The 26,334-nt window shown below is 63.7% G+C and carries 28 protein-coding genes, 1 tRNA gene and 1 riboswitch; of the genes, 20 read left to right on the forward strand and 9 right to left on the reverse strand.

Translation table 11 applies throughout. The features are described 5' to 3' along the window. Positions 1-3 precede the first annotated feature (3 nt). Positions 4-477, reverse strand: a complete 474-nt coding sequence (locus tag A3AC_RS0122280; RefSeq protein ID WP_035475649.1) for a hypothetical protein — start codon at positions 475-477, stop codon at positions 4-6. Positions 478-486: 9 nt separating this feature from the next. On the opposite strand from A3AC_RS0122280, the gene A3AC_RS30780 reads away from it, so the two are divergent. Beyond that, positions 487-711 (forward strand): hypothetical protein, encoded by a 225-nt coding sequence (locus A3AC_RS30780; protein WP_025601517.1) that lies wholly within the window; start codon positions 487-489, stop codon positions 709-711. On the opposite strand, the gene A3AC_RS0122290 is transcribed toward A3AC_RS30780, so the two are convergent. The 5 genes from A3AC_RS0122290 to glyA form a co-directional block, all read right to left on the reverse strand. After that, on the reverse strand, positions 690-1,502 hold the full coding sequence (locus A3AC_RS0122290) for a PilW family protein (RefSeq protein WP_025601518.1): 813 nt from the start codon (positions 1,500-1,502) through the stop codon (positions 690-692). The two genes, A3AC_RS30780 and A3AC_RS0122290, sit on opposite strands and share 22 nt — an antisense overlap. Then, complete coding sequence (locus A3AC_RS0122295) at positions 1,499-1,933, reverse strand: type IV pilus modification PilV family protein (protein ID WP_025601519.1); 435 nt, start codon at positions 1,931-1,933, stop codon at positions 1,499-1,501. Before A3AC_RS0122295 ends, A3AC_RS0122290 begins: the two co-directional genes overlap by 4 nt. Before the next feature lie 284 nt (positions 1,934-2,217). Then, a complete protein-coding gene (locus A3AC_RS0122300) occupies positions 2,218-2,778 on the reverse strand; it encodes a GspH/FimT family pseudopilin (protein ID WP_025601521.1) in 561 nt (186 codons plus the stop codon). 205 nt (positions 2,779-2,983) lie between these two features. Further along, on the reverse strand, positions 2,984-3,466 hold the full coding sequence (gene nrdR / locus A3AC_RS0122305) for a transcriptional regulator NrdR (RefSeq protein WP_006047856.1): 483 nt from the start codon (positions 3,464-3,466) through the stop codon (positions 2,984-2,986). A gap of 6 nt (positions 3,467-3,472) precedes the next feature. Further along, on the reverse strand, positions 3,473-4,720 hold the full coding sequence (glyA, locus tag A3AC_RS0122310) for a serine hydroxymethyltransferase (RefSeq protein ID WP_025601522.1): 1,248 nt from the start codon (positions 4,718-4,720) through the stop codon (positions 3,473-3,475). Between the two features lie 166 nt (positions 4,721-4,886). Further along, positions 4,887-4,995, reverse strand: a riboswitch (ZMP/ZTP riboswitch). A gap of 238 nt (positions 4,996-5,233) precedes the next feature. Between glyA and ydfG the strand changes: the two genes are divergently transcribed. The 10 genes from ydfG (at position 5,234) to A3AC_RS0122360 (ending at position 12,617) form a co-directional block, all read left to right on the forward strand. Continuing rightward, on the forward strand, positions 5,234-5,980 hold the full coding sequence (gene ydfG / locus A3AC_RS0122315; protein WP_025601524.1) for a bifunctional NADP-dependent 3-hydroxy acid dehydrogenase/3-hydroxypropionate dehydrogenase YdfG: 747 nt from the start codon (positions 5,234-5,236) through the stop codon (positions 5,978-5,980). Between the two features lie 58 nt (positions 5,981-6,038). Then, entirely contained in the window at positions 6,039-6,518 is a 480-nt protein-coding gene (ybgC, locus tag A3AC_RS0122320) for a tol-pal system-associated acyl-CoA thioesterase (RefSeq protein WP_025601526.1), read from the forward strand. Positions 6,519-6,675: 157 nt separating this feature from the next. After that, the gene (tolQ, locus tag A3AC_RS0122325; protein ID WP_006047860.1) at positions 6,676-7,353 is read left to right on the forward strand and encodes a protein TolQ; all 678 of its coding nucleotides are present in this window, start codon (positions 6,676-6,678) and stop codon (positions 7,351-7,353) included. A gap of 10 nt (positions 7,354-7,363) precedes the next feature. Then, positions 7,364-7,810 carry a protein TolR gene (gene tolR / locus A3AC_RS0122330; RefSeq protein ID WP_025601528.1) on the forward strand — a complete coding sequence of 149 codons (447 nt, stop codon included), beginning with the start codon at positions 7,364-7,366 and terminating at the stop codon, positions 7,808-7,810. Further along, positions 7,807-8,823, forward strand: coding sequence for a cell envelope integrity protein TolA (gene tolA, locus A3AC_RS0122335; RefSeq protein ID WP_025601530.1), 1,017 nt, complete (start codon positions 7,807-7,809; stop codon positions 8,821-8,823). Before tolR ends, tolA begins: the two co-directional genes overlap by 4 nt. 136 nt (positions 8,824-8,959) lie before the next feature. Continuing rightward, on the forward strand, positions 8,960-10,252 hold the full coding sequence (tolB, locus tag A3AC_RS0122340; RefSeq protein ID WP_025601533.1) for a Tol-Pal system beta propeller repeat protein TolB: 1,293 nt from the start codon (positions 8,960-8,962) through the stop codon (positions 10,250-10,252). Positions 10,253-10,282: 30 nt separating this feature from the next. Beyond that, complete coding sequence (gene pal / locus A3AC_RS0122345; RefSeq protein WP_025601536.1) at positions 10,283-10,792, forward strand: peptidoglycan-associated lipoprotein Pal; 510 nt, start codon at positions 10,283-10,285, stop codon at positions 10,790-10,792. A 19-nt stretch (positions 10,793-10,811) separates the two neighbouring features. Next, entirely contained in the window at positions 10,812-11,561 is a 750-nt protein-coding gene (ybgF, locus tag A3AC_RS0122350; RefSeq protein WP_025601538.1) for a tol-pal system protein YbgF, read from the forward strand. Between the two features lie 261 nt (positions 11,562-11,822). Continuing rightward, positions 11,823-11,898 (forward strand) — tRNA-Lys (locus tag A3AC_RS0122355). Between the two features lie 344 nt (positions 11,899-12,242). Then, a complete protein-coding gene (locus A3AC_RS0122360) occupies positions 12,243-12,617 on the forward strand; it encodes a hypothetical protein (protein WP_025601540.1) in 375 nt (124 codons plus the stop codon). 151 nt (positions 12,618-12,768) lie between these two features. Here the strand turns inward: A3AC_RS0122360 and A3AC_RS0122365 are convergent, their stop codons facing one another. Next, a complete protein-coding gene (locus A3AC_RS0122365; RefSeq protein ID WP_025601542.1) occupies positions 12,769-13,434 on the reverse strand; it encodes a VTT domain-containing protein in 666 nt (221 codons plus the stop codon). A gap of 196 nt (positions 13,435-13,630) precedes the next feature. Here A3AC_RS0122365 and mutL point away from each other — a divergent pair, with 196 nt between their 5' ends. Both mutL and miaA read left to right on the forward strand, forming a co-directional pair. Beyond that, the gene (gene mutL / locus A3AC_RS0122370) at positions 13,631-15,703 is read left to right on the forward strand and encodes a DNA mismatch repair endonuclease MutL (protein ID WP_025601544.1); all 2,073 of its coding nucleotides are present in this window, start codon (positions 13,631-13,633) and stop codon (positions 15,701-15,703) included. 43 nt (positions 15,704-15,746) lie between these two features. Continuing rightward, a complete protein-coding gene (gene miaA / locus A3AC_RS0122375; protein ID WP_025601546.1) occupies positions 15,747-16,706 on the forward strand; it encodes a tRNA (adenosine(37)-N6)-dimethylallyltransferase MiaA in 960 nt (319 codons plus the stop codon). Positions 16,707-16,805: 99 nt separating this feature from the next. Here the strand turns inward: miaA and purM are convergent, their stop codons facing one another. Next, positions 16,806-17,873, reverse strand: a complete 1,068-nt coding sequence (gene purM, locus A3AC_RS0122380) for a phosphoribosylformylglycinamidine cyclo-ligase (RefSeq protein WP_013338109.1) — start codon at positions 17,871-17,873, stop codon at positions 16,806-16,808. Positions 17,874-18,022: 149 nt separating this feature from the next. On the opposite strand from purM, the gene A3AC_RS0122385 reads away from it, so the two are divergent. The 7 genes from A3AC_RS0122385 (at position 18,023) to panB (ending at position 24,295) form a co-directional block, all read left to right on the forward strand. Then, positions 18,023-19,099 carry an AI-2E family transporter gene (locus A3AC_RS0122385; RefSeq protein ID WP_025601548.1) on the forward strand — a complete coding sequence of 359 codons (1,077 nt, stop codon included), beginning with the start codon at positions 18,023-18,025 and terminating at the stop codon, positions 19,097-19,099. A 70-nt stretch (positions 19,100-19,169) separates the two neighbouring features. Further along, positions 19,170-19,913 (forward strand): DnaA regulatory inactivator Hda, encoded by a 744-nt coding sequence (hda, locus tag A3AC_RS0122390; protein WP_025601549.1) that lies wholly within the window; start codon positions 19,170-19,172, stop codon positions 19,911-19,913. After that, positions 19,906-20,592 carry an HAD family hydrolase gene (locus A3AC_RS0122395; protein WP_025601550.1) on the forward strand — a complete coding sequence of 229 codons (687 nt, stop codon included), beginning with the start codon at positions 19,906-19,908 and terminating at the stop codon, positions 20,590-20,592. Before hda ends, A3AC_RS0122395 begins: the two co-directional genes overlap by 8 nt. After that, entirely contained in the window at positions 20,589-22,187 is a 1,599-nt protein-coding gene (gene pcnB / locus A3AC_RS0122400; RefSeq protein WP_025601551.1) for a polynucleotide adenylyltransferase PcnB, read from the forward strand. Before A3AC_RS0122395 ends, pcnB begins: the two co-directional genes overlap by 4 nt. A 48-nt stretch (positions 22,188-22,235) precedes the next feature. Beyond that, complete coding sequence (gene folK, locus A3AC_RS0122405; protein ID WP_025601552.1) at positions 22,236-22,769, forward strand: 2-amino-4-hydroxy-6-hydroxymethyldihydropteridine diphosphokinase; 534 nt, start codon at positions 22,236-22,238, stop codon at positions 22,767-22,769. Beyond that, the gene (locus tag A3AC_RS0122410; protein ID WP_025601554.1) at positions 22,766-23,446 is read left to right on the forward strand and encodes a deoxynucleoside kinase; all 681 of its coding nucleotides are present in this window, start codon (positions 22,766-22,768) and stop codon (positions 23,444-23,446) included. The genes folK and A3AC_RS0122410 overlap by 4 nt, the downstream gene beginning before the upstream one ends. A gap of 33 nt (positions 23,447-23,479) precedes the next feature. Further along, positions 23,480-24,295, forward strand: coding sequence for a 3-methyl-2-oxobutanoate hydroxymethyltransferase (gene panB / locus A3AC_RS0122415; protein ID WP_025601557.1), 816 nt, complete (start codon positions 23,480-23,482; stop codon positions 24,293-24,295). A 126-nt stretch (positions 24,296-24,421) separates the two neighbouring features. Here panB and pabB read toward each other — a convergent pair whose 3' ends face one another. Then, on the reverse strand, positions 24,422-26,317 hold the full coding sequence (gene pabB / locus A3AC_RS0122420; RefSeq protein ID WP_025601558.1) for an aminodeoxychorismate synthase component I: 1,896 nt from the start codon (positions 26,315-26,317) through the stop codon (positions 24,422-24,424). Between the last annotated feature and the right edge of the window lie 17 nt (positions 26,318-26,334).

Below are 26,334 nucleotides of genomic sequence, written 5' to 3' on the forward strand. Positions count from 1 at the left end.
TCGTCAAAAGGGCCTTGCAGCGACGCGCCGCCAATGGCGTTCGATCCTGTCGCCGTCGATAAGCAGTTGCATCTGCAGCCACGCCTGCGACTCCGTGTTGTTGCCGAAGCCACGCGCCGTGAGCAGATACGCCCGGGCATCCTTGCGGCCGGCGAGGCGCCACTCTTCGATCAGGCATTGGGGCGCGCGCAGCGACCCCGGCCATTGCGCGATAGGTGAGATAGCCGCGCCTTCGAATACGGATTCGAGTTTCCATTGCGTCGGCTCGCGACCGGCAGGTGGCGATGCGATGACGCCCGTGGCCGTGGATCCGATGACGCTGCGGGTACATAAGGTCAATGCGGAATCAGCCGCGTGAAAGGCCTGCAAGTAGTCGCGCACATTCACCGCGCTACGCGCTGCCGCGAGCGAGGCCTCGAACCACGCGGCCGAGGTGGTCAGCAGCATCGCTGTGATCAACAGGACGATGGGGAGCACGGCGCCGCGTTGGTGCTGGTGCTGGTGCTGGTGCTGGTGCTGGTGCTGGTGCTCGTGCTGGTGCTCGTGCTCGTGCTCGTGCTCGTGCTCGTGCTCGTGCTCGTGCACGAGCGTGGCGCGGTTGCGGCGGCGACTCAGCCATTCCCTCTGCGATACATAGCGCCGCCGAGCCTCGCCAACGCAGCAGCGCCCTGCCTTGTTTTGTATTCTGCTCACGAAACGCTCTCCGCATAATTGCGCAGCGCGACGCGCCGCGAGAACGCCTGCCGCGGACGCAAATCCGTCGCAATGCCGCTCACGCCGTCGCAGTCGGTATAGCGTGAGCGTTGCCCCTGCGGCGCGCCCCGAACGAGCACGCATAGATCGACCGCGACGACCGTCGCCCATTGATCCGCTGTCACCGCCGACGCATCAACTGCGCTCGCCGCGCCGGCGAGCCAGTATCTGATACGCAGGCGTTCGACGCCTTCAACCAGCGGCTGCGCGGACCCTGTCTTGCCGTTTCCTTCGCAATAAAGCTCGGGCTCGCCGGTCGAGCTACTCGGCTTCGCGTAGAAGCGATTGACTACCGGCACGCCGCGATCGCCAAGTCCCGCGCTATTGCCTGTCACAGCTTGCCCGAGGCAGTCCGTTGTCTGTCCCGTGGACGACGGCCAGGTCGACACACTGTCGCCGACGTATCGCACCGCGACACCGTCTGATTTGCCGGTCAATGTTTCGCACGTGAGACGGCTGTCGTCGGTGCCTGCGGGATGCCCGCCCGAACAGCCGAACAATGGCGCGGGCGCGCCATATTGCGCGACATCGGCCGGTACGAAACCCGCCATCTGCAACTGCTGCCCAACCACAGTCAGGGCGGTCAAGCCTGCATCGCGGATACGCAGAGCATTGTTAGCGTGGTCGAACGCCGCGCGCTGCGTCGTGTAAAGCGAAACGACACCTGCGGTCACCACGAGCCCGAGCGCCACTGCGATCACGAACTCGATCAGCGTATGGCCGCGCCCATTACGCACGGGGAACATCATTTGACGAACGCCAATGCGACACATGACAGGCCCACCGGGGCGTCCACTCCGCCACAGGGCTCGGGTTTGTCGATTACATCGTCGGCGCGCGGCATGTTGCGGGAAGCCGTCCACGTGACCCGCGCCACTAAGGCTCCTCCTGTCCCAATGATCGACGCGTCACCTCGCGGCAACAGCGTCGCGGCTCGCGAGCGCCACGCGCTGAGCGCGGCATCGCTGGCCGCAGGCGCAGACATCGCTTCAGCGACCGAATCTGCGATCCATGCGGCGTGTTCGCGCATCGACATCGCTCGCGCCTCGCGCGCTGTCCACAATTGTCCGGCGATGAGGCCCAGCGCGGTAACGGCCATCACCGCGAGGGAAAGCATCACTTCGATTAATGAACTTCCGCCGTGGCTCGTCTCGTTCCGAAGCGGCCGCGCCCGGTGCATTGTGTCGTTCGCGTGTGGCCGCGCCTGCTGCATGATGCCGTTCGCGTGTGGCCGCTCCTGCTGCACGATGTCGTTCCGGTGTGGCCGCGCCCGCGGCATCATGTCGTTCCAGTATGGCCGCGCCCGCTGCATCACCTCGTCCCGCTGCGACTCCGCAGACCGCATTACATCGTTCCGCTGCGACCGAGCCCGCCGCATCACCTCGGTCGGGTGCGACTGCGCACGCCGCATCAGCTTTTTCCCGCGCGGCTCTGCACGCCGCAAACACCGTCCGATGAGCGAACTCATGACGCCGTCCCACATGCGCCTTCCACCATGCGCGTGCGGCCACCCGCCGCGATGCGGATGCAGCGCCGCCATTTATCGCCTTGAGTCGCCTTCGATGGCGCTCGCGGTGCAACGTCGAAACTGCGGAAAGTGCCGATCAGTTGGCCGGCGGGCGGCGTAAACGTCAGATTAGTCTGAATGCCGACGATGCTCACCGCCGCCAGCGAGCTATGCGCGCGCAGCAGCGTCGTCGTGCCGCCACGCTCAGCCAACACGGCCCAGCCGCAAGACCAGTCGGTGATGGAATTGCCGCACGGTTGCCCGGCGGCAAGACAGTGCCGCGCGGCGTCCGTCCTGCAGACGGTCACGCGAGCGCCGCGGCGCAATGCCTCGCTGCGCGCATATGCGAGCGTCGAGACGAGCACCCTAGCGCGCGCATCGACCTGATCGCGCACGCGCCACGCGACGAACGACGGCGTCGCCATCACGAGGATCACCGCGAGCAGTGCGACCACGATCAGCGTTTCGACAAGCGTAAAGGCGCCGCACAGCGGCGAAGCGATTGCATGTTGTTTCATCTGCATCCCTGAATGTTTCCAAAGAATGCAGCCAATCTAGCGGCTCGCGGACGGCTCAACAATCGGCCGAATGGCCAGGTGGCATTCAGACGCTATCCCGCGCAAGAATTCACGCGACGAACCACAAAGGGAGCGGCAGATGCAGACACGTCATGCCTCGCGGCAACAAACGAAACGTCCAAAGGGCCGGGCGGCACGCTTCGGATCAGCGCTTGCGGGAGGGCTTTGGAGGCGAGGAGGCGCGGCGGAACTCTTCGATCACGTCTTCAAATTCGGAGACGTCTTCGAAGCGCCGGTACACAGAGGCAAAACGAACGTAAGCAATGGTGTCGAGCGCGCGCAACTCGTTCATCACGAGTTCGCCGAGGCGCTCACTACGCACCTCGCGCTCGCCGCTGCCGAGCAGTTGATACTCGATGCGGGCGACGGCCGCGTCGATCGCGTCTGCGGCAACCGGACGCTTGCGCAGCGCCAGTTGCATGCTCGCGACGATTTTGCGGCGGTCGAATTCCGTGCGGCTGCCATCTTTCTTGACGACCGCCGGCAACGCCAGCTCGACCCGCTCATACGTCGTGAAACGCTTGTCGCAGGCCGGGCAGCGGCGGCGCCGGCGAATCGTCGCGCCGTCTTCGGAGACACGCGAGTCGACGACCTGCGTATCGGCGTGACGGCAGAAAGGGCAATGCATGGCGGCTTAGCGGTAAACCGGGAAACGCTGCGTCAGCTCGGCGACTTGCCCGCGCACGCGTTCGATCGTGGCGGCGTCTTCCGGGTTGTCCAGCACGTCTGCAATCAGGTTGGCCACCTGCTCGGCTTCCTTGACGCCGAAGCCGCGCGTGGTCATGGCCGGCGAGCCGAGGCGGATACCGCTCGTCACGAACGGCTTTTCCGGATCGTTCGGAATCGCGTTCTTGTTGACCGTGATATGCGCTGCGCCGAGCGCGGCTTCTGCAGCCTTGCCGGTAATCTTCTTCGCGCGCAGATCGACCAGCATCACGTGGCTCTCGGTGCGGCCGGAGACAATGCGCAGTCCGCGCTTGACGAGCGTTTCAGCGAGCACGCGAGCATTTTCCACGACCTGCTGCTGATAAGCCTTGAATTCAGGCGACAGCGCTTCCTTGAATGCCACCGCCTTGCCGGCGATCACGTGCATGAGCGGACCGCCCTGAATGCCCGGGAAGATTGCCGAATTGATCTGCTTTTCGAACTCGGCCTTCATCAGGATCACGCCGCCTCGCGGGCCGCGCAGGCTCTTATGCGTGGTGGTGGTGACGAAATCCGCATGCGGCACCGGGTTAGGATAAACGCCCGCCGCGATGAGGCCGGCGTAGTGCGCCATGTCGACCATGAAATACGCGCCGACCGACTTTGCAATCTTCGACAGACGCTCGAAGTCAATACGCAGCGCAAATGCAGACGCGCCCGCGACGATCAGCTTCGGTTTGTGTTCCTGAGCGAGCTTTTCGGCAGCGTCGTAGTCGATGTCTTCTGCTTCGTTCAGGCCGTAGCTGACCACGTTGAACCACTTGCCGGACATGTTGACAGGCGATCCGTGAGTCAGATGGCCGCCGTGGGCGAGGCTCATACCCATGATGGTGTCGCCGGGCTTGAGCATCGCGAAGAACACGCCCTGGTTCGCCTGCGAGCCCGAGTTCGGCTGCACGTTGGCCGCGTCGGCGCCGAACAGCTGCTTCACACGGTCGATCGCGAGCTGCTCGGCCACGTCGACATATTCGCAACCGCCGTAGTAGCGCTTGCCCGGATACCCTTCCGCGTATTTGTTGGTGAGCTGCGAGCCTTGCGCAGCCATCACAGCCGGGCTCGTGTAGTTTTCCGACGCGATCAGTTCGATGTGCTCTTCCTGACGCCGGTTTTCCTGCTCGATCACCTTCCAGAGTTCAGGGTCGACGTTGGCGATGGTGCTTTGGGCTCTGTCAAACATACGGATTCCGTTGAGTGTGTTCAGGTTGACCGGATTGTGCGCCGAATCTTGCGTAGAGGGTACGCGGCGCTGCTGGCGGCTGGGCCAGCCCTGACGTGGCGGAAGGAGAGTCGCCGCACACGCGAGGCAGGACAGCCACCGTCAGCGCAGATCAATGCGCGCGGATCACGGCTGCCCAGGCGAACGGCAAAACGGCACCCCGCGCTTCACGGTGGGTTCTTCCACCTTGAACCCGATTGGTTGGATCGGTTCTATCGCCAGTCACGCAGGGATGAGCGCGTTAGTTTATTGGAAGAGGATCGAATAGGCAACCGGCTTTGCGCCGCCACACGGGGTGCACGCAAAGAGGCGTTACACGGCTGCGAGAGCGGTGCAAAGCCGTCCCTCGCAGGCCCGCCCCGCAATGCTTGCGCGCGTCTTGCGACGCAGCTTCTCCGGCTCGTTCATCCTTGCCGCAGCGCCGCATTGGAAGTAGGCTTGGGGCCTTTCTCTTCTACTGACCAGGGAACTGCAATGATCGTGTTCGTCACCGGGGCGTCCGCAGGATTCGGCGCCGCCATCGCTCGTGCCTTCGTGAAGGGCGGCCACCGCGTCGTCGCCACTGCCCGCCGCAAAGACCGTCTGCACGCGCTTGCCGACGAGCTGGGCGACGCGCTTTTGCCCTACGAGCTGGACGTACGTGACCGCGCCGCCGTCGAGGCCGTGCCGGCAGCCCTGCCCGCGGAATTCGCCGCCATCGACGTGCTGGTCAACAACGCCGGCCTCGCGCTCGGCGTGGAGCCCGCGCACAAGGCGAGCCTCGACGAATGGCAGACCATGATCGAAACGAACTGCACCGGCCTCGTCCAGGTCACGCATGCGCTGTTGCCCGGCATGGTGGCGCGCAACCGCGGACATATCTTCAACCTCGGCTCGGCGGCCGGCCAGTGGCCCTACCCCGGCGGCAACGTCTACGGCGCGACCAAAGCATTCGTGCGGCAGTTCAGCCTGAACCTGCGCGCCGACCTCGCGGGCACCGCGCTGCGCGTGACCGACATCGAACCGGGCCTGTGCGGCGGCACCGAGTTCTCGAACGTGCGCTATCGCGGCGACGGCGAAAAAGCCGGCAAGGTCTACGAGAACGTGCAGCCGCTCACGGCTGAGGACATTGCCGATTCGATCTACTGGATCGCCACGCGCCCGGCACACGTCAATATCAACACGATCGAACTGATGCCGATCGCGCAATCGTTCGCCGCTTTGACCGTGCACCGCGGCTAAAGCACGCCCCAGCGCGCGCACATCTTGAAACAGACCTCGCGGTGTGCGTTCCGGTAAAATGCGCCGCATGAATATGACGACAAGCCAGCCCGGCACGGAAATCGGCCACACGTGGGACATCCGCGTGTATTACGAAGATACCGACGCCGGGGGCATCGTGTTTTACGCGAACTACCTGAAGTTCTTTGAACGGGCGCGCACCGAATGGCTGCGCGCCTGCGGGGTCGACCAGAACCGGCTCGCCGATGAAACGGGCGCAATCTTTATCGTCCGCAGCACGGCTGTCGACTATCGGGCGCCCGCGCGTCTCGACGACATCGTCAAAGTAGTGAGCCGCATCGAGCGTCTCGGCAAAGCATCCGTGGACTTCGCACAGGAGGCCTGGCGCGGCGGCACGCTGCTTGCTAGCGGCTCGATCCGGATCGGCTGCGTCGAGCGCACGGCGTTGCGCCCCGCCGCGATCCCGCCGCCGGTTCTCGCTGCGTTGCGGCGCGGGCCGTGCGTGAGCGGCGGCGGCGTGTCAACGAACCCAGGCTGACTCCCGTTGTTACGGGGCCAGTGAACTCGCATCGATCAAGCAGCACCAAGCATGGTTCGGCTTGCAGTACCGCCGATGCTTCCGTTTTGCTCACGGCAAGCTTCGTGTGGCCTTGCAAAGCCGGACGCCCCCTTTCGGGACGTTAAAACGAACCTTTATGAACACTACACAAGATCTGTCGATCGTTTCTCTCGTACTCAATGCGAGCCTGCTGGCGCAGGCCGTCATGGCGCTCCTGCTGTTGTTGTCCCTCCTGTCGTGGACTTTCATTTTCCGCAAGTGGTTTGCGATCCGCCGCGCCCGCGCGCAAACTGAGCGTTTCGAACGCGATTTCTGGTCGGGCGGCGACCTGCAGGCGCTTTATCAAAGCGCTGCCAATAACCGTCACACCATCGGCGCGCTGGAGCGTATTTTCGAATCCGGCATGCGCGAATTTCTCAAAGGCAAGGAAAAACGGCTGAATGACCCGGGCGCGATTCTCGACGGCGCGCGCCGCGCGATGCGTGCGGCGTTCCAGCGTGAAATGGACGTGCTGGAAGCCAACCTGGCGTTTCTCGCGTCGGTGGGTTCGGTCAGCCCGTATATCGGTTTGTTCGGCACGGTGTGGGGGATCATGAATGCGTTTCGCGGGCTCGCCAACGTGCAGCAGGCCACCCTGGCGAACGTCGCGCCGGGTATTGCCGAAGCGCTGACCGCCACCGCGATCGGCCTGTTCGCCGCGATTCCCGCCGTGGTCGCATATAACCGCTACGCGCACGACATCGACCGCCTGGCGATCCGCTTCGAGACCTTCATCGAAGAGTTCTCGAACATCTTGCAGCGCCAGGCGCACTAAGGAGTCAACGATGGCAGGCTCTCGCTCCTCCAGCATGCGCGGCGGCCGCTCGCGCCGCGCGATGTCCGACATCAACGTCGTGCCGTATATCGACGTGATGCTCGTGCTGCTCGTCATCTTCATGGTGACCGCGCCGCTCGTCGCGCCGTCCATCGTCAACCTGCCGACAGTCGGCGGCGCAGCGCCGCAGCAGCAAACTCCACCTGTGATCGTCAACATCCGCGCGGACGGCAACATGAGCGTCAAGTACAAGGACGATTCGGGCGCGCAGCAGCAGGAGGACATGACGAAAGCGGGTCTCAACGGCTTTATCGCCGATCGCGCGCAGTCGCATCCGGATCAGCCCGTCGTGATCGCAGCCGACAAGACCGTGAAGTATGAAGCCGTGATGAATGTGATGTCGGAGCTGAAAGCTCGGGGCGTCAAACGCGTTGGATTGCTCGTCAAATCGCAATGATCCGTAAGAACACCGAATATCCGCTCCAGCCACCGCGTGAGCGCGGCACCGGGCGAGCCTTTGTGTTCGCGCTGGTGATGCATGCGCTGCTCGGGTTCTTCCTGTATCACGGCATCCAGTGGCAGAACAGCACGCCGGAAGGCGCGGAAGCCGAGTTGTGGACCGAAGTGCCGGACAGCGCGATCCCGCGCCCGGTCACGCCACCGCCCGTGCCGGTCGCGCCGGCTCCTCCGGTGCGCGACGAACAGGCCGACATCGCGCTGCAGGAAAAGAAACGCAAGCAACAGGAAGCAGCGCGTGAGGCGCAACTCGCTGAACAGCAGCGTCAGGAAAAACTGCAGGCTCAGCAGGAAGCTGAAGCAAAGCGTCAGCAGCAACTTGCGGCGGAACAGGCTGCCCAGAAGGCCGCGGCGGCGAAACAGAAACAACTGCAACAGCAGCAGGCGGAAAAACTCAGGCAACAGCAACTCGCCGAGCAGAAAAAGCAGCAACTGAAGGAACAGCAAGAGGAACAGCAGAAACAGGCCGAGGCGCAGAAGCAGGCCGAAGCTGAAGCGCAGAAAAAGGCGGACGCCCAGAAGGCGGCGAAGGCCAAGGCCCAGGCCGAAGCCGCGGCGCAAGCGAAGAAGCTCGACGCTGAGCGTCGTGCGCGTCTCGCGCAGATGCAAGGCATGGCAGGGCCTCCGGGCTCGACCGGCAATGGTCTCGGCAAGAGCGGCACGGGCAGCGGCTCGGGCGGCACGGCGGCATCGCCCGGTTACGCGGACAAGGTGCGTCGCGTGGTACGGCCGAACATTACGTGGGGCGGCGAAACGGAGGGTCTCGAGACCGTCATCGCGGTTCGCTGCTCGCCGACCGGCACCCTGTTGAGCGCGACCATCGCGCACAGCAGTGGCAACTCGGCCTGGGACGATGCGGCGCTGCGAGCCGTGCAGCGCTCGGACCCGATGCCTCAGGACATCGACGGAAAAACACCGGCCAGCTTCCGGATCACGTTGCGGCCGGCAGGTTGATGGCAGCCTGACAAGTATCTTGACGGCAGACACCGCGCCCGCCCGGCGCGGCGCGCCTGGGAACGAAATAGTTGTTTTCCGGTCTGTCTGCTGTTGCGAAGCTTTAGTAAAACCGTTTTTGGGGAATCCATACAGCATGAGTTTGATGACCAAGCTAGGCCTGCGGACACTTGTGGCGTCGTGCCTGATCGCCGTTGGCGGCGCCGCGAACGCGCAACTCAACGTGCTCGTCACGGGCGTCGGGTCCACCCAGTTTCCGATCGCAACGGCGAACTTCGCCAATGAAGCGAACTCGCCGCAACAGGTCAGCACCATCGTGCGTCAGGACCTGCAACGCAGCGGCAAATTCACCAATATCGACGCGGGTTCCGCGCCTGTGCCCGAAACGGCTTCGGTCGACCTCGGAAGCTGGAAGGCGAAAGGCGCGAATGCATTCGTCGCCGGCAGCGTGAACCGCCTGCCGAACGGACAGTACGAAGTGCGCTTCAAGCTGTACGACACGGTCAAGGGCGAAAGCCTCGGCGGACTCGTGCTGGTGAGCCCGGAAAGCGGTCTGCGCATGAGCGCACACAAGGTGGCCGACTACATCTACGCAAAGCTGATGGGCGGCCGCGGCGTGTTCGCCACGCGCCTGTCCTACGTCATCAAGACCGGCAACCGTTATCAGTTGCAGATTTCGGATTCCGACGGCCAGGACGCGCACATCGCGCTCTCCAGCCCGGAGCCGATCATCTCGCCGGCCTGGTCGCCTGACGGCACCAAGGTCGCTTACGTCTCGTTCGAGAAGAAGAAGCCGATCGTCTATATTCACGATCTGCCTACGGGCCGCCGCATCGTCGTGTCGGATCAGAAGGGCAATAACAGCGCGCCGGCCTGGTCGCCTGACGGCCGCACGCTCGCCGTGGCGCTCTCGCGCACCGGCAATACGCAAATCTTTGCGGTCAATGCAGACGGCACCGGCATGCGCCGCCTCACGCAGGGCAGCTCGATCGACACTGAGCCCACCTTCTCGCCGGACGGCCAGTCAATCTATTTCACCAGCGACCGTGGCGGCCAGCCGCAGATCTACAAGATGTCGGCGCAAGGCGAAAGCGCCGGAGCGGCGCAGCGCGTTACCTTCACCGGTAGCTACAACACGAGTCCGCGCGTGAGCCCGGACGGCAAGCAGCTCGCGTATATTTCGCGCGTCGGCGGCGGCTTCAAGCTCTATATCCAGGACCTGCAAGGCGGATCCGCCACGGGCCTGACGGACACGACACATGACGAATCGCCGAGCTTCGCGGCGAACGGTCAGTACATTCTTTACGCCACTCAGGTGAACGGTCGTGGCGTATTGGCTGCGGTTTCGACCGACGGTCGCACCCGGCAGGTCCTGTCAGTGCAGGGAGGCAGCGTACGCGAGCCGTCCTGGGGCCCTTTTATGCAATAACGTTGATGCAATAACACAAGGAGAGTAAAAATGATGTCCAAACTTCGCTTCGCATTTGCAGTCCTCATGGTCGGTGTACTGGCCGCGTGCCACTCGGGCGTCAAGCTCGACGAAAACGCAAACAAGGGCGGCGCCGTCTCCACGCAGCCGAACCCGAACGATGTCGCGCAAGTGAACGTCGACCCGCTGAACGACCCGAACAGCCCGCTCGCGAAGCGCAGCATCTATTTCGATTTCGACAGCTACTCGGTGAAGGACGACTACCAGTCGCTGCTGCAACAACACGCGCAATATCTGAAGAGCCATCCGCAACGTCACGTGCTGATCCAGGGCAACACCGACGAGCGCGGCACCAGCGAATACAACCTGGCGCTCGGCCAGAAGCGTGCTGAAGCCGTGCGTCGCTCGCTGTCGCTGATGGGCGTGACGGACTCGCAAATGGAAGCCGTGAGCCTCGGCAAAGAAAAGCCGCAAGCCACGGGTCATGACGAATCGTCGTGGGCACAAAACCGCCGCGCCGATCTCGTGTACCAACAGTAAGTAACGGGTGATGAGCCGAATGACGCATCGTTTTTCCTGGCTGCGGTTTGCCGCAGCGGCCTGTGTCGCGGGCACGGCCTTCACGGCTGTGCCCGCGCACGCCGGCATGTTCGACGACGATCAGGCCCGTCAGGCCATTCTCGATCTCCGGGCGAAGACGGACAGCCTGTCGAGCCAGTTGTCGGCGGCGCAGCGCACGATTCTCGATCAGTCCAACCGTCTCGACCAGCTGAACCAGCAGGTCGCGACGCTGCGCGGGCAGAACGAGGACATGGGCAATCAGCTCGCCACGCTGCAAAAACAGCAGAAGGACTACTACACCGATCTGGACACGCGCCTGAAGAAGTTCGAGCCGCAGCAACAAACGGTGGACGGCGTTCAGGGCGAGGTCCAGCCGGGCGAAACAGATGCGTTCAACGCGGCTTCACAGCAGTTTCGCAATGGCGACTTCAAGAATGCGGCGGCGTCGTTCCGCAGCTTCATCGCCAAGTTTCCGAACAGCCCGTACCAGCCGACCGCGCAGTACTGGCTCGGCAATGCGCTGTATGCATTGCGCGATTACAAGGGCTCGACGGCGACCTGGCAGGGTGTGGTGAAGAACTATCCGCAGCATCCGCGGGCGCCGGAAGCATTGTTGGCGATTGCCAACAATCAACTCGAGCAAGGCCAGAAGGCTGCGGCCAAGAAGACGCTCGAGCAGATCGTCGCGCAATATGGCGGCTCGACCGTCGCACAGTCGGCGCAAAGCAAGCTGTCGCAGATCAAGTAGGCGGGCAGCTGTAAGTGCGGCGGCGGGTTGCGTTGGCCAGTTTGCGTTGGCCAGTTGCGTTTCAGTCGTTGGCAGTAACGCGCAGTGTCTACAGTGCAGGCAAGATAGTCACGCGCGCCTCTCGCTGAAAGGCCCGGGTCGCCATGCCCGGGCTTTTCACTATCTGAACGGCTTCGCACTGGCGATGGTGCTGCCGTTAGCGGATACGCAGAACGGGTTGACAGCCCCTCGGGGCCATCGCTATAATTTCGCTTCTCTTTTGGGTCGTTAGCTCAGCTGGTAGAGCAGCGGACTTTTAATCCGTTGGTCACAGGTTCGAATCCCGTACGGCCTACCAAAAGATTCGAGGGCTTACACGCGTCAGCGTTGTAAGCCCTTTTCTTTTTGCGTCGTAGTTTCGCCCGCGACTGATCCGCGATCCGCCGTCGCCCCTCCCGGCAAGAATCCACTAGCCAGAAAGCTGAACTACCAACAGCGCTTTCTGGAAATTTCCCGCACCACGTCCCGCCTTTTCATCCGCCCGACGTCACGCATTCCGACAACACTACGGACTGCGAACATGAGCATTTATTGAGACATAAAGACGTGCAATGATCGCCGCCGTCTGACCTGGTCGCTGTCCATCAGCGCGGTCAGATGCACTCGCAACACCGCGACGTGCGGCGCCTTCATTTCATGGATATGACCAACTTTCTGTTCGATCTCGTCTCGAATTTTGCATTGCTCGCGATCGTGCTCATTGCGTGCCATGTATGTAATCGCCTGATCCCGGGGGCTCCACTGAACGGTCCGAGTGTGTTTGCCGCGCTCGCACTCGCGGCAGTGCTGCTCGACGCCGCCCTCACCTTTCTCGTGTTCGCCGACGCCCGAACGCGCTATGGCCAGTTCAGCACGCCCTCGGCGTTTTTCGTCCGCAGCGCGGCCTACGCGCTGACTGTCATTGTGGCGTTTGCCTGGGCCGGCGTTCGCCGCCGCAACCGGTCTGCGAAAGCAAGCCCCGGCAAAGGGCTCGTCATTCCAACATCACCGTATTCGAAATCTCATTTGCCGATGTGAGCAGCGCAGCCGCTCGAATGTGTTTAACTCCGCGAAGCTTCGAGGTGCGGAGCCCGCAAACAAAAAACGGCGTCGCGAAAACATCGCGACGCCGTTTGTTCATGCACCCAACTCCGTGGCCTGACTGCGTGGTGTGGCTGTAGCTGTAGCCTTAGCTGGGCTTCGACGCGTTCTTGCGCATCATCTTCCATAGCGCGCCGAGCACGACGGGAACAATCGCCGCACCAATGCCGACGAGCACGATCACATTCAGATATTGGCGAATGAACGGAATGTTGCCGAAGAAATATCCCAGCAGCACCAGCAGCAACACCCAGAACAGCGCGCCGGCAACGTTGAAGAGCTGAAACCGGCTGACCGTCATTGCCGAGGCACCGGCGACAAACGGCGCAAAGGTCCGCACGACCGGAATGAAGCGCGCGAGCACGATGGTTTTGCCGCCATGCTTTTCATAGAAGTCGTGGGTTCTCTGCAGCGCGCGCCTATCGAGGAAACGCTCAAGGATAGGAATGCGCGAATTGAAAACCTTCGGACCAATCGCTCGCCCGATCATATAGTTGACGGTATTGCCCGTGGTTGCCGCAACGAAGAGCAGCAGAATGAGCAGCCCGAGATTCATCTGCCCAGACGCGCAAAATGCCCCGCCTATGAACAGCAGCGAATCGCCAGGCAAAAACGGCAGAATCACGAGCCCGGTTTCGCAGAAAACGATCAGGAACAGCACCGCATAAACCCAGGCGCCGTACACGTGGATGAATTCTCCGAGGAACTTGTCGATGTGCAGCACAAGGTTGGCGAGATGTAGCAGCGTGTCCAAAAAGCGTCCTTTATGAAGCGAGAGTGAGCGCGGCGGGGTATTCGACAAAAGACCGGCGGGCGATGGCGTCAGGCATGGCCCGCCGCCCCAAATTGACCGCGTCATGATACCGAAAGTGCCCCGGGGGAGCCCGAAAAATCTCGGGCATGTTTCCGCCATTTCGGGGCCGTCGCGCTCAAATCGCTATAATTTGGCCATGTCCGAATTCTCCGAAACGCCAGCCCGCGCCGACGCCTCGCCTGCTGCTGCCGCTGCGCCGGCCCTACGGCCGCTGCGCGCGATCCAGCCGCTGCCCGATCAGCTCATCAGCCAGATTGCCGCTGGCGAAGTGGTCGAGCGGCCCGCGTCGGTCGTCAAGGAGTTGCTGGAAAACGCGCTCGATGCCGGCGCGCGCACGCTGCGCATTCTGCTGGACGAAGGCGGCGTCAAACGCATTTCGATTACGGACGACGGCTGCGGCATTCCCGAGAACGAACTGGCGCTCGCCTTGATGCGCCACGCGACCAGCAAGATCCGCTCGCTCGCCGAACTCGAGGCGGTCGCCACACTCGGGTTCCGCGGCGAGGCGCTGGCCTCCATCGCGTCGGTCGCGCAGATGACCATCACGAGCCGCACGGCCGAGGCGCCACATGCCGTGCGCGTCGATGCGCAAACGGGCGTCCTCAGCCCGGCTGCAGGCGCGCAAGGCACCACCATCGAGGTCCGCGAGCTGTACTTCAATACGCCGGCGCGCCGTAAATTCCTGAAGAGCGAACAGACGGAACTCGGTCATTGCCTCGAACAGATTCGCCGCGCCGCGCTGGCGCGGCCGGACGTCGCCATCTCGGTACTGCATAACGGCAAGGCCGTCGAGCACTGGAACGCAAGCGAACCGCCGGCGCGGGTCGCGAAGATTCTCGGCGAAACGTTCGCGACGGCTCATCTGCCGCTTGACGAATCCGCCGGGCCGCTGGCCGTCTACGGCTGCGCGGGTCTGCCTACCGCGAGCCGCGGGCGCTCGGATCAGCAGTACTTCTTCGTCAACGGGCGCTTCGTACGCGACAAGCTGCTCACCCATGCCGTGCGCGCCGCTTATGAAGACGTGCTGCACGGCGACCGTTATCCGTCGTATGTGCTGTTTCTCGATCTGCCGCCCGAAGCGGTGGACGTGAACGTGCATCCGTCGAAAATCGAAGTGCGCTTTCGCGACTCGCGCTCGATCCATCAATTCGTTTTCCACGCAGTCCAGCGGGCGTTGGCGCGCCATGCAGGGGCGTCGCCGGAGACCACCGTGGGCGGCCATGCAGCGCATCTCCAGGCATTTGCGGACGGAGCGGTGTCGTTCGGGGCAGCGCCAGTGGCCGGGGCGGGATTGGGCACTTCAGGCGCGATGAACGCCGGGAACGGCGCGGGCAGCGCGGGCGGCTTCAGTCACGGCGCCTCAGCCGGTTCGGCAGCCGGCGGCTTCAACGGGTCACAGCCGCAGCCGGGCAACACCTGGATGCGCCAGTCGCGCATGACCCAAGGCACGCTGCCCGTCGCGCAGCCGCTCGCTTTCTACGACGCGCTGTTCGGTCGCAAAGACACCAACGCGGGCACGCCGCAGGCTGCGACGCTTTTCGAAGCTCGCGATTCAGCCGCCGAAGGCTCGTCGCCGTATAACGCGTCGGCGCCGTACGCACCACCCTCCTTCCATCCCGCCGACGACCAGCCGCTTGGCTTCGCGCTCGGCCAGATCCACGGCATCTATGTGCTCGCGCAAAACGCGCACGGCCTTGTAATCGTCGACATGCACGCGGCGCACGAACGCATTCTCTACGAGCAGTTCAAGAACGCGTTGGCCGATCGCACGATTGCCGTGCAGCCACTGCTGATTCCACAGACCATGCAGGCTGACCCCGTCGAGATCGGCACCGTGGAAGAAGAGCGCGACACGCTCGACGCACTCGGCTTCGACCTCGCCGTGCTGTCGCCGACCACGCTCGCCATCCGCGCGGTGCCGGCGTTGCTGAAAGACGCCGATCTGCAGGCATTGGCGCGCGCGGTTCTGTCCGATCTGCATGCGTACGGCGGCTCGCGCGTGTTGACCGAGCGTCAGCATGAACTGCTCGGCACGCTTGCCTGCCATCACGCGGTGCGCGCCAACCGGCGTCTCACGCTTGATGAGATGAACGCGCTGCTGCGTCAAATGGAGGCGACCGAGCGCGCCGATCAATGCAACCACGGGCGTCCGACGTGGTATCAATTGACGCTCTCCGATCTCGACCGCCTGTTCATGCGCGGACAGTGACCGTGCGCTTCCCGAGATTCGATCCACGAGCGGCGGCACGCCCATGACCGCACGCAAGCCCACGCCTATTCCGATTCCGTGCCTGCTCGGCCCGACTGCGTCTGGCAAGACCGCGGCGGCACTCGCGTTGGCGGCGAGGCAGCCGGTCGAAATCGTGAGCGTCGATTCGGCGCTCGTCTATCGCGAGATGGACATCGGCACCGCCAAGCCGAGCGCCGAAGAACGCGCGCTCGCGCCGCATCATCTGATCGATATCGTCGATCCCGCCGACGCCTATTCAGCCGCCCAGTTTCGCGCCGACGCATTACGTCTCATCGCCGGGATCAGCGCGCGCGGACGGGTGCCGCTGCTGGTCGGCGGCACGATGCTGTACTACAAGGCGCTGACCCAAGGACTCAACGACCTGCCCGCCGCCGACGCCACCGTGCGCGCGCAACTCGACGCCGACGCCGCGCGCGACGGCTGGCCCGCGCTACATGCTCGGCTCGCGGCAGTGGATCCGGCGACAGCGGCGCGCCTCGCGCCCAACGATTCGCAGCGTATCCAGCGCGCGCTCGAGGTGTTCCTGCTGACCGGCGAACCGATGTCGGCGCTGCTCGCCGCGCCCGCCCGCACCGACGAGGCCGCAGCCAAGTGGCGCTTCGTGCCGATCGCGCTCGAGCCGTCCGAGCGCAGTGTGCTGCACGCGCGCATCGAGCAGCGCTTCGACGCGATGCTGGCCAACGGTTTCATCGACGAAGTGGTGAAGCTGCGCGCACGCGGAGACTTGTCGCCGGACATGCCGTCGATGCGTTGCGTCGGCTACCGGCAGGTTTGGGAGTATCTGGACGGGGCGGTCGACTATTCGACCATGCGCGACAAAGGCGTCTTCGCGACCCGGCAATTGTGCAAGCGGCAGCTCACATGGCTGCGCAGCATGAACGAGCGCGTGGTGGTGGACTGCTGCGACCCGCATGCGACGGCGCGGGTGCTTGAGGTGATCGAAAAACTGACCGGAGCTTGATGCCGCGATAGCGCGGCGAAATTCCAGAAGCCCGCGCGGCGTTGGCTACATTCACGCCGCGCAGGCTATGACGCTCTACGACGCGCCTATAAACCGCAATTAAACGACAACCGTCTGCGCTTCACCGGCGGCGCTTTCCCGAATCACGCCGATCTTCCAGACCTGCTCGCCCGCCGCGGACAACAGACCGATCGCGGCGTCCGCATCGGCAGCCGACACGACGACTGCCATACCAATACCGCAGTTGAATACGCGATGCATTTCCGCGTCCGCCACGCCGCCGTGCTTCTGCAGCCACGAAAACAGCGGCGGCAGCGGCCAGCCGCGATGATCGAGCTCGGCCGTCAGGCCTTCGCGCAGCACGCGCGGAATGTTTTCGACGAGCCCGCCGCCCGTGATGTGCGCCATGCCCTTCACGGCGATCTGCTGCATCAGCGCGAGGAGCGGCTTCACGTAGATATGCGTGGGCGCCATCAGTGCGTCGGCGAGCGAACGGCCGTCGAAGTCCGCATTCAGGTCGGGCTGCGCGCGCTCGATAATCTTGCGGACGAGCGAAAAACCATTCGAATGGATGCCGCTCGAGGCGAGGCCCAGCACCACGTCACCCGGGGCGATGGTGCTGCCGTCGATAATCTTGCTCTTCTCGACCGCGCCGACCGCGAAGCCGGCCAGGTCGTATTCGCCGTCCGGATACATGCCCGGCATTTCAGCCGTTTCGCCGCCGATCAGCGCGCAACCCGCCAGTTCGCAACCCTGAGCGATGCCCTTCACGACCGTGGCCGCAGTGCCGACGTCCAGCTTGCCGCACGCGAAGTAGTCGAGGAAAAAGAGCGGCTCGGCGCCTTGCACGAGAATGTCGTTCACGCTCATCGCGACCAGGTCCTGGCCCACGGTGTCGTGCCTGTTCAACTGGAACGCGAGGCGCAGCTTGGTGCCCACGCCGTCAGTGCCCGACACGAGGACCGGTTCCTTGTACCGCTTCGGCACCTCGAACAGCGCGCCGAATCCGCCGATGCCGCCCAGCACGCCGTCGCGCATCGTCTTTTTGGCAAAAGGCTTGATTGCGTCGACCAGCGCGTCGCCCGCGTCGATGTCCACGCCAGCGTCGCGGTACGACAACCCTTGGGCCGAATCAGTGGAATTCGGGGCGGATTTCGGTTGATTCATGGGGGGAGTGCTCGAAGGTCGGTAAAATGCGATTTTACCCGATGCCGATCCAGAGTTGGCGCTTAGCGCTGACTCCGGTCCCATACCGAGTTGCCGGCCGGCTGGCTGGAATTTGATGACCCGGTTCCGACGACACCAGGGAAACAACTTTGCAACAGAACTCCTCGATACTGACTCCGGTGCAGCGCCGCGCCTTCATCTGGCTCGCCATTGCGCTCGGCGTCGGCATTCTGCTGTGGCTGCTGAGCCCGGTTCTCACGCCTTTTCTGCTCGGCGCGATTCTCGCGTACATCCTGCAGCCGGGCGTCGCGTGGATGGTGCGCCGGCGTGTGCCGCGCGCGCTCGCGGCCTTGCTGATGATGCTGCTTTTCACGCTGCTGATCACGCTGCTCGTGCTGCTGGTGTTCGCCGTCATCCAGAAAGAAGGGCCGCAGTTGCGGCAGCAGGTGCCGTTGCTGTTCACCCATATCAACGCGTGGCTGCAACCCAAGCTCGCGCTGCTGGGCCTCGCGGATTCGCTCGACTTCGCGAGCGTGCGCGATCTGGTAATGGGACAGCTCGAAGGCAGCGCACAAACGGTCGCGCGTTATGCATGGACCTCCATCGTGACGAGCGGCAATGTCATGATGACGGTGATCGGCAATCTGGTGTTGGTGCCGCTCGTGCTGTTCTATCTGCTGTACGACTGGAACCGCATGCTGCTGCGCGTGCAGAGCGTGGTGCCGCGGCGCTGGCTCGACAAGACGCTGCAACTTGCACGCGACATGGATCAGATGCTGTCGCAATACCTGCGCGGCCAGTTGCTCGTCATGGGCGTGCTCGCCGTGTTCTACGCGGTCGCGCTCAGCATCGCCCGCTTTGAGATCGCCCTTCCGGTGGGCATTTTCACGGGACTCGCGGTATTCATTCCGTACATTGGCTTCGCCACCGGCCTCGCGCTGGCGCTGCTCGCGGCCTTGCTGCAATTCGGCAACTGGTACGGCTTCGGCGCGGTCGCGCTGATTTACGGCGTCGGTCAGATCCTGGAGAGCTTTTTTCTGACGCCGCGTCTGGTCGGCGAGCGAATCGGCCTGCACCCGCTCTCGGTCATTTTCGCGTTGCTCGCGTTCGGTCAGTTGTTCGGCTTTTTCGGCGTGTTGCTCGCGTTGCCGGTGAGCGCGATTCTCTCGGTGGCGATGCGCGAGCTGCGGCAAAGCTATCTGGAAAGCACGCTGTACAACAATTGATTGTCTGCTCCGCTATCCCGGCTCGCCGGGCGCTTCGCGGCGCGAGCCCTACTTTCGGCATTAACCTACTGTGCTTCGTCAACTGACGCTCGATCTCGGCACTCCGCCGCCATCGACATTCGACAATTTTTTCGCCGGCGCAAACGCGGAGCTCGTCACGCGCCTGCGCGAGCTCGACAGCGCCCTCGCCGCCGGACCGGTCGCCGACCGCACCTTCTACGTCTGGGGCGAAGCGGGAAGCGGCCGCACCCATCTGCTGCAAGCGCTGGTGCACGAAGCGCCGCCCGGCCACGCGCGCTTTGCGGGTCCGCAAAGCAGTCTCGCCGCGTTCGGTTTCGATCCGCGCGTGGCGCTCTATGCGATCGACGATTGCGACGGCCTTTCTGCCGCGCAGCAGATCGCCGTGTTCAATCTCTTCAACGAGGTGCGCGCGCATCCCACGAGCGCGCTCGTCGCCACCGGCAATGCGCCGCCCATTGGCATGACGGTGCGCGAAGACTTGCGCACGCGGCTCGGCTGGGGTCTCGTGTTCCATCTCGCGCCGCTGCCCGACGACGCCAAGGCGGCGGTGCTGAAACGCGCCGCACGCGAGCGCGGCATCATGCTCGCCGACGACGTGCCCGCCTATCTGCTCACGCATTTTCGCCGCGACATGCCAAGCCTGATGGCGCTGCTCGACGCGCTCGACCGCTTTTCGCTCGAACAAAAGCGCGCGGTCACGCTGCCGCTTCTGCGCACGATGCTGGCTTCGCCGGGCCAGGAGGCCCCCGCCGCGTCGTCCGCCGCTTCAAGTAAAATAGATCCCCATGGCTAATCTCGCACTCTTCGACCTCGACCACACGCTCATTCCTACCGACAGCGACCACGAATGGGGCCGCTTCATGGTGAAACACGGCATGGTCGACGCCGAAAATTTCGCCCGTGAAAACGACCGCTTCTACGCCGACTACAAGGCCGGCAAGCTCGACATTCAGGCCTATCTGATCACCATGCTGACGCCGCTCGCCAAATACACGCGCGCGCAACTCGCGGACTTTCACGCACAGTACATGCATGAAGTAATCACGCCGGCCATCCTTCCGGCGGCAGTCGAACTGGTCAAGCGGCACCGCGAAGCCGGCGACCTGTGCTGCGTGGTCACCGCGACCAACGAATTCATCACCCGTCCCATTGCGAGCGCATTCGGCGTGGACACGCTGATCGCCTGCGAAGCGGAAACCGTCGACGGCCAGCCGCATTCGGCCTACACCGGCCGCCCCACCGGCACGCCCAGCTACAAGGAAGGCAAGATCGTGCGCACCGAGGCATGGCTCGCGTCGCTCGGCAAGACCTGGAGCGACTTCGAGCGCAGCTATTTCTACAGCGATTCGCACAACGACATTCCGCTGCTCGAAAAGGTCACCGACCCGATTGCGACCAATCCCGACGACACATTGCGTGCCCATGCAGAGGCCAAAGGCTGGCGCATCCTCGAACTCTTTCAACCCACGTGATCAAAAAACTCATTCGCAAGCTATTCGGCCAGGACACAGCATCCGCCGACGACACGCTGCCGGCTGAAGCCGACGCAGACGAAACCGGCAGCGCACCGGCACACAATGCAGCAGGCGCCGCGGGAGCAGGCCGCGCGCGCCGCAAGCCCGCCCGCGGCGGCGCGCCCGCAAAGGCGGTGCGCGACCCGGACGTGCCCGTCATCATTCCGCACGACGTGCACGGCATTGACCCCTCGCTGATCTCGCGCAACGCAATTCGTGTGACCGAAGGGCTGCAACAGGCGGGGCACCGAGCCTTTATCGTGGGCGGCGCTGTGCGCGATCTGCTGCTCGGCATCAAGCCGAAAGATTTCGACGTCGCGACCGACGCCACGCCCGAACAGGTGCAGAAGCTGTTTCGCCGCGCGCGCATTATCGGCCGGCGGTTTCAGATCGTGCATGTGCAGTTTGGCCAGGAAATCATCGAAACCTCGACGTTTCGCGCGCTGGTCGATCCGCCTGCGGCCGATGCGCCGCCCGCGCGGCGTCTGAAGCGCGACGAACTCGACCGCCGCACGCACGCGGTGGATGCGAGCGGCCGCGTGCTGCGCGACAACGTGTGGGGCGAGCAGCACGAAGACGCCACGCGCCGCGACTTCACGATCAACGCGATGTACTACGATCCGGCCACGGAAACCGTGCTCGACTATCACAACGGCATGGCCGACGTGCGCGCGCGTCTGCTGCGCATGATCGGCGATCCGGCCACGCGTTATCGCGAAGATCCGGTGCGGATGCTGCGCGTGGTGCGTTTTGCCGCCAAGCTCGACTTCGAGATCGACGACGCGACTCGCGAGCCGATCGCGAAAATGGCCGACCTGATCAACAACGTGCCGGCCGCGCGTCTCTTCGACGAGATGCTCAAGCTCATGCTGTCCGGTCACGCTTTGGCGTGCCTGAAGCGCCTGCGCCAGGAAGGTCTGCACCACGGACTTCTGCCCTTGCTCGACGTCGTGCTCGAGCAGCCCACCGGCGAGAAATTCATCACGCTCGCGCTCAACAATACGGACGCGCGCGTGCGCGCCGGCAAACCCGTATCGCCGGGGTTCCTGTTCGCCACTTTGCTCTGGCACGACGTGCAGCAGCGCTGGCAGAAATTCGAAGCGAACGGCGAGTATCCCGTGCCCGCGCTTCATCGCGCGATGGACGAAGTGCTCGACATGCAAACCGAGAAACTCGCCATCCACAAGCGTTTTTCGTCGGACATGCGCGAGATCTGGGGTTTGCAGCTGCGCCTCGAGAAACGCTCGGGAAGAAGCGCGCTGAAGCTGCTGGAACACCAAAGATTTAGAGCGGGGTATGATTTCCTCCTGTTGCGCTGCGAATCCGGCGAACTCGACGAGTCGGTCGGAGCGTGGTGGACGGAGTTCATCGAAGGAGACGTCGCGGCGCGTGAAGCATTGCTTACGCAAGGCGGGAAGGACCGAAGCCCCAGAAAACGACGGCGGCGCGGCGGTGGCGCCAGGAACCGCAAATCGGGCGACGGAATGGAGGGCGGCACGCCAGCCGAACGCGCGGACACCGAAGCGGGCCACGACAGCCCGCGCGAAGACTGACGCAGCGCTGGCTGAAGCCGTCGAACGATAGTTGCAGGAAGTTATGCCATGACGGTTGCTTATCTCGGCCTCGGCGCGAATCTCGGGGACGCGCGCCAGACCCTGAAAGACGCGGTGGTGTGCCTCGCACAACAGCACACCATCACCGTGCTCGCCAAGTCGAGCCTGTATCGCACTGCCCCGATCGACGCGGGCGGCGACGACTATTTCAACTGCGTCGTGAAGATCGACACGACGCTCCCCGTGCGGCATCTGCTCGCGCTGTGCCATAAGATCGAGCATCAGTTCGGCCGGGAGCGGCCCTTTCGCAATGCACCGCGAACGCTTGATCTCGACATCCTGCTCTACGGCGATCAATCCATCGACGAAGCCGATCTGATCGTTCCGCACCCCCGCCTTGTGGAACGCGCTTTTGCGCTGGTCCCGCTCGTCGAGATCGACGCCGCGCTCGTCATTCCTCGGCATGGCCGCGCCGACGCGCTGCTCGACGGCGTGCGCGAGCAACGCATCGAGAAAATCAAAGGGCCCTGCCAGTGCCCGACGCTCAACGCACTCAACGCCGGCCGGGGCCGCTGCGAATGAATTCACCGCCCCTCACCGTCACCGCGCCGCAATTGCGCCCTCCATTCGGCTATCTCGCGATTGAAGGGCCGATCGGCGTCGGCAAGACATCGCTCGCGCGGCGGCTCGCGCAACGCTGGTCGATGCAGGAATTGTTCGAGCGGCCGCAGGACAATCCCTTCCTCGAACGCTTTTATCGCGACACCGCGCGTTATGCGCTGCCCGCGCAACTGCACTTCGCGTTGCAACGCGCGCAGCAGGCGCAGGAAGTGAGCGCCGCACACATGGAGGGCACGCCGCTCATTGCCGATTTCATGACGCAGAAGAACGACATCTTCGCGCGCCTCACGCTGCAGGAAGACGAGTGGCATCTGTACCGCGCGCTCGCCGCGCGGCTCGAGGTGAGCGCGCCGGCGCCCGACTTCGTCGTGTATTTGCAGGCGAGTCCCGAGGTGCTGTTCTCGCGTATCCAGAAACGCGCGGTGCCCATGGAACTGCAGATTTCAGATGCCTATCTGCATGCACTCTGCGACGCATATAACGAGTTCTTCTACCACTACGACCGCACGCCCGTGCTGACGGTCAACGCCGAACATCTGAATCCGCTCGACTCCGACGCGGACCTTGCGCTGCTCGCCGAACGCATCGAAACCATGCGCGGCCGCAAGGAATTTTTTGTCAAAGGCACGTCGCTCTAAGCGGCACGCGCCTCTCTTTCAACGGATTGACTCATGACCTATTTGCAGGAAACGAGCCGGAATGCGATCACCGTGCCGAAACTGCAGGCAATGCGCGACGCCGGCGAGAAAATCGCCATGCTCACCTGCTACGACGCGAGCTTCGCGGCGCTGCTCGATCGCGCGGGCGTCGACGTTCTGCTGATCGGCGACTCGCTGGGCAATGTGTTGCAAGGGCAGACGACCACGCTGCCGGTTTCGCTCGCGGATATTGCGTATCACACGGCTAGTGTGGCGCGTGCGCGGCCTTCAGCGTTGATCGTGGCCGACCTGCCGTTCGGTACTTATGGCACGCGTGAAGAAGCCTACAGAAGTTCAGTCGAACTGATGCGCGCCGGTGCGCAGATGGTGAAGCTCGAAGGCGGCGAGTGGCTTGGCGACACGGTCCGCTTTCTGGTCGAACGCTCGATTCCCGTGTGCGCGCACGTTGGACTGACGCCGCAATCGGTGCATGCGTTCGGCGGCTTCAAGGTGCAAGGCAAAACCGAAGAAGGCGCGAGCCAGTTGCTGCGCGACTCGCTGGCAATGGAAGCAGCAGGCGCGCAACTCATCGTGATGGAAGCAATACCCACCTTGCTGGCGAGCGAGGTCACGAAGCAGTTGCGGATTCCGACCATCGGCATCGGCGCGGGACTCGATTGCTCGGGTCAGGTGCTTGTCTTGCACGACATGCTGGGGATTTTTCCGGGCAAGCGCCCGCGCTTCGTGAAAGATTTCATGCAGGGGCAGCCGAGCATCCTCGCGGCGGTGGAAGCCTATGTGCGGGCAGTCAAGGATGGGGCGTTTCCTGGGCCTGAGCACACGTTTTGAGTTTGCGCGCGGGCCTGCGGCGCGGATATTGACCGAGGTCCGTGCTGGCCGCGCTCACGAGCTTCGCCGTCGAGCGCTTATCGCCACGCCATCTCGTTATGCAGCGGCTGCGGCTCGGTCCGCGCCCTAACGAATAACCCGCGCCGGCAGCGCCCCGCGCAGCGCGTTACAAATCATCAGCGCTTGGGCATTCAGCACGTCCGCCTCTGTCAGCACTTTTTCAGCCGCTTGCAGGCTCGTGTCTTCCTCGAGCAGAACGCTTCGCATCACGCCCGGCAATACGCCCGAGTCGAGCGGCGGCGTCCACCAGCGGCCGGCCAGCTTCACGAATACGTTGGACCGGCCGCCTTCCGTCAGCTCGCCTCGTTCGTTGAAAAACAGCGTGTCGAAGGCGCCTTTCGCCTCGGCTTCGCGCCAGCCGCGGTCGTACTCCGCGCGGCGCGTGGTCTTGTGGCGCAAGAGGAGATCGCCGGCTTGCATGGTCGCGAAATGGTGCTCGGTGGCGAGCAGCACGCCGACCGTCGAGTCGGCCAACGGCGTGAGGATCGCGGCCGTAAGTTGCATCGTGCCGCTTTTGCCCAGCGCGAGGCGCATGCGGTGCGCCGTGTCCGGTGGCAACGACGCGCACTTTTCCGCGATCTGCGCGCGGACGGCTTCGGCATCGAATTCAAAGCCAAACGTCGCAGCACTCGCCAACAGTCGCGCGAGATGGCGCGACAGATGACGCACGCCCTCTTCTCGCGTCGCGTACATGGTTTCGAAGAGTTCAAAGCCGGGCTCGGCACCGGTCAGGAAGCGTGCTTTCAATCGACACTCCGCGTATTCGTCCTCGGCGACACTGTCGAGCACGATGCCCGCGCCGACGCCCATCGTGCCGCGCAGCGAGCCGCCAGGCGCGGACGGCTTCAAGGTCAGCGTGCGTATTGCAACGGACATGCAGAAGTCGCCGCAAGTATCGTTATTGGAACCCGCCGGCCCAGACTCGGCCGCCGCGTCGAGCCAGCCTATCGCACCTGTATAAAGCCCGCGCGGCGTGCTCTCGAGTTCGTCGATCAACTGCATAGTGCGATGCTTCGGCGCGCCGGTGATCGAGCCGCACGGAAACAGCGCGCGCAATATGCCGGCGAACGACGTGCCGGGCCGCAAGGCGGCCTGCACCGTCGACGTCATCTGCCAGACCGAAGCATACGGTTCGACAGAAAACAACGCGGGCACCTCGACTGAGCCCGTTTGCGCGACGCGCGACAGGTCATTGCGCAACAGATCCACGATCATCACGTTTTCGGCGCGATTCTTCGGATCGCTGCCCAAGAATTCGGCGGCGGCGCGATCCGTCGCCGGGTCGGCCGAGCGTGGCGCCGTGCCTTTCATAGGACGCGCTCGCAAAGTGCCACCCTGCTTTTCGACGAAGAGCTCCGGCGAACACGACAGCACCCACGCGCCGCTGGCCAGCGCGATCAGCGCGCCATAGCGAACCGGCTGACGCGCTCTCAAGCGCCGATACAGCGCGATAGGCGAGCCGAATACGTCGAAGCCGAGCCGGTACGTGTAGTTGACCTGATAAGAATCGCCGGCGCGCAGGGCAGCATGAATGGCGCCGATGGCCGCATTGAACTGCTCCGGCTCGACGCTCTCGCGCACATTGGCCGTACCCGCCCCCGACGGCTCAGCGAGCCCGCCGTCACGCTTCATGAGCCACGCGTCGACCTCGTCGCGCGAGAGTTTTTCGCAACGTTCGAACAATAAAAAACGCAGCGTGGCATCGCCATGCTGCGTTTTTGAACAAGGAGCGGATGCTCCGTCCAGAAGATGCCGGCCAAACTCGTAGTCGGCTAGCACAACTGCATAAAGGCCCAGCCGCGCGTCCGCTTGCGCGGCCTCGCAAACGGCTTCGAGCTGAGCGGCGTCCGCACACACGCGCTCATGCACGAAGCCCGTGTACAGACGGCTTGAGCGGCGCGCCGCCGACGCGTCGCAGTCATCGAGCAATGCAAACACCGCGCCGCGCTCATCTGCCGTCATGCTTACCGCCAACTTCA

Origin of the sequence: Burkholderia sp. WSM2230, assembly GCF_000472445.1 — a bacterium.
Lineage (GTDB): Bacteria > Pseudomonadota > Gammaproteobacteria > Burkholderiales > Burkholderiaceae > Paraburkholderia.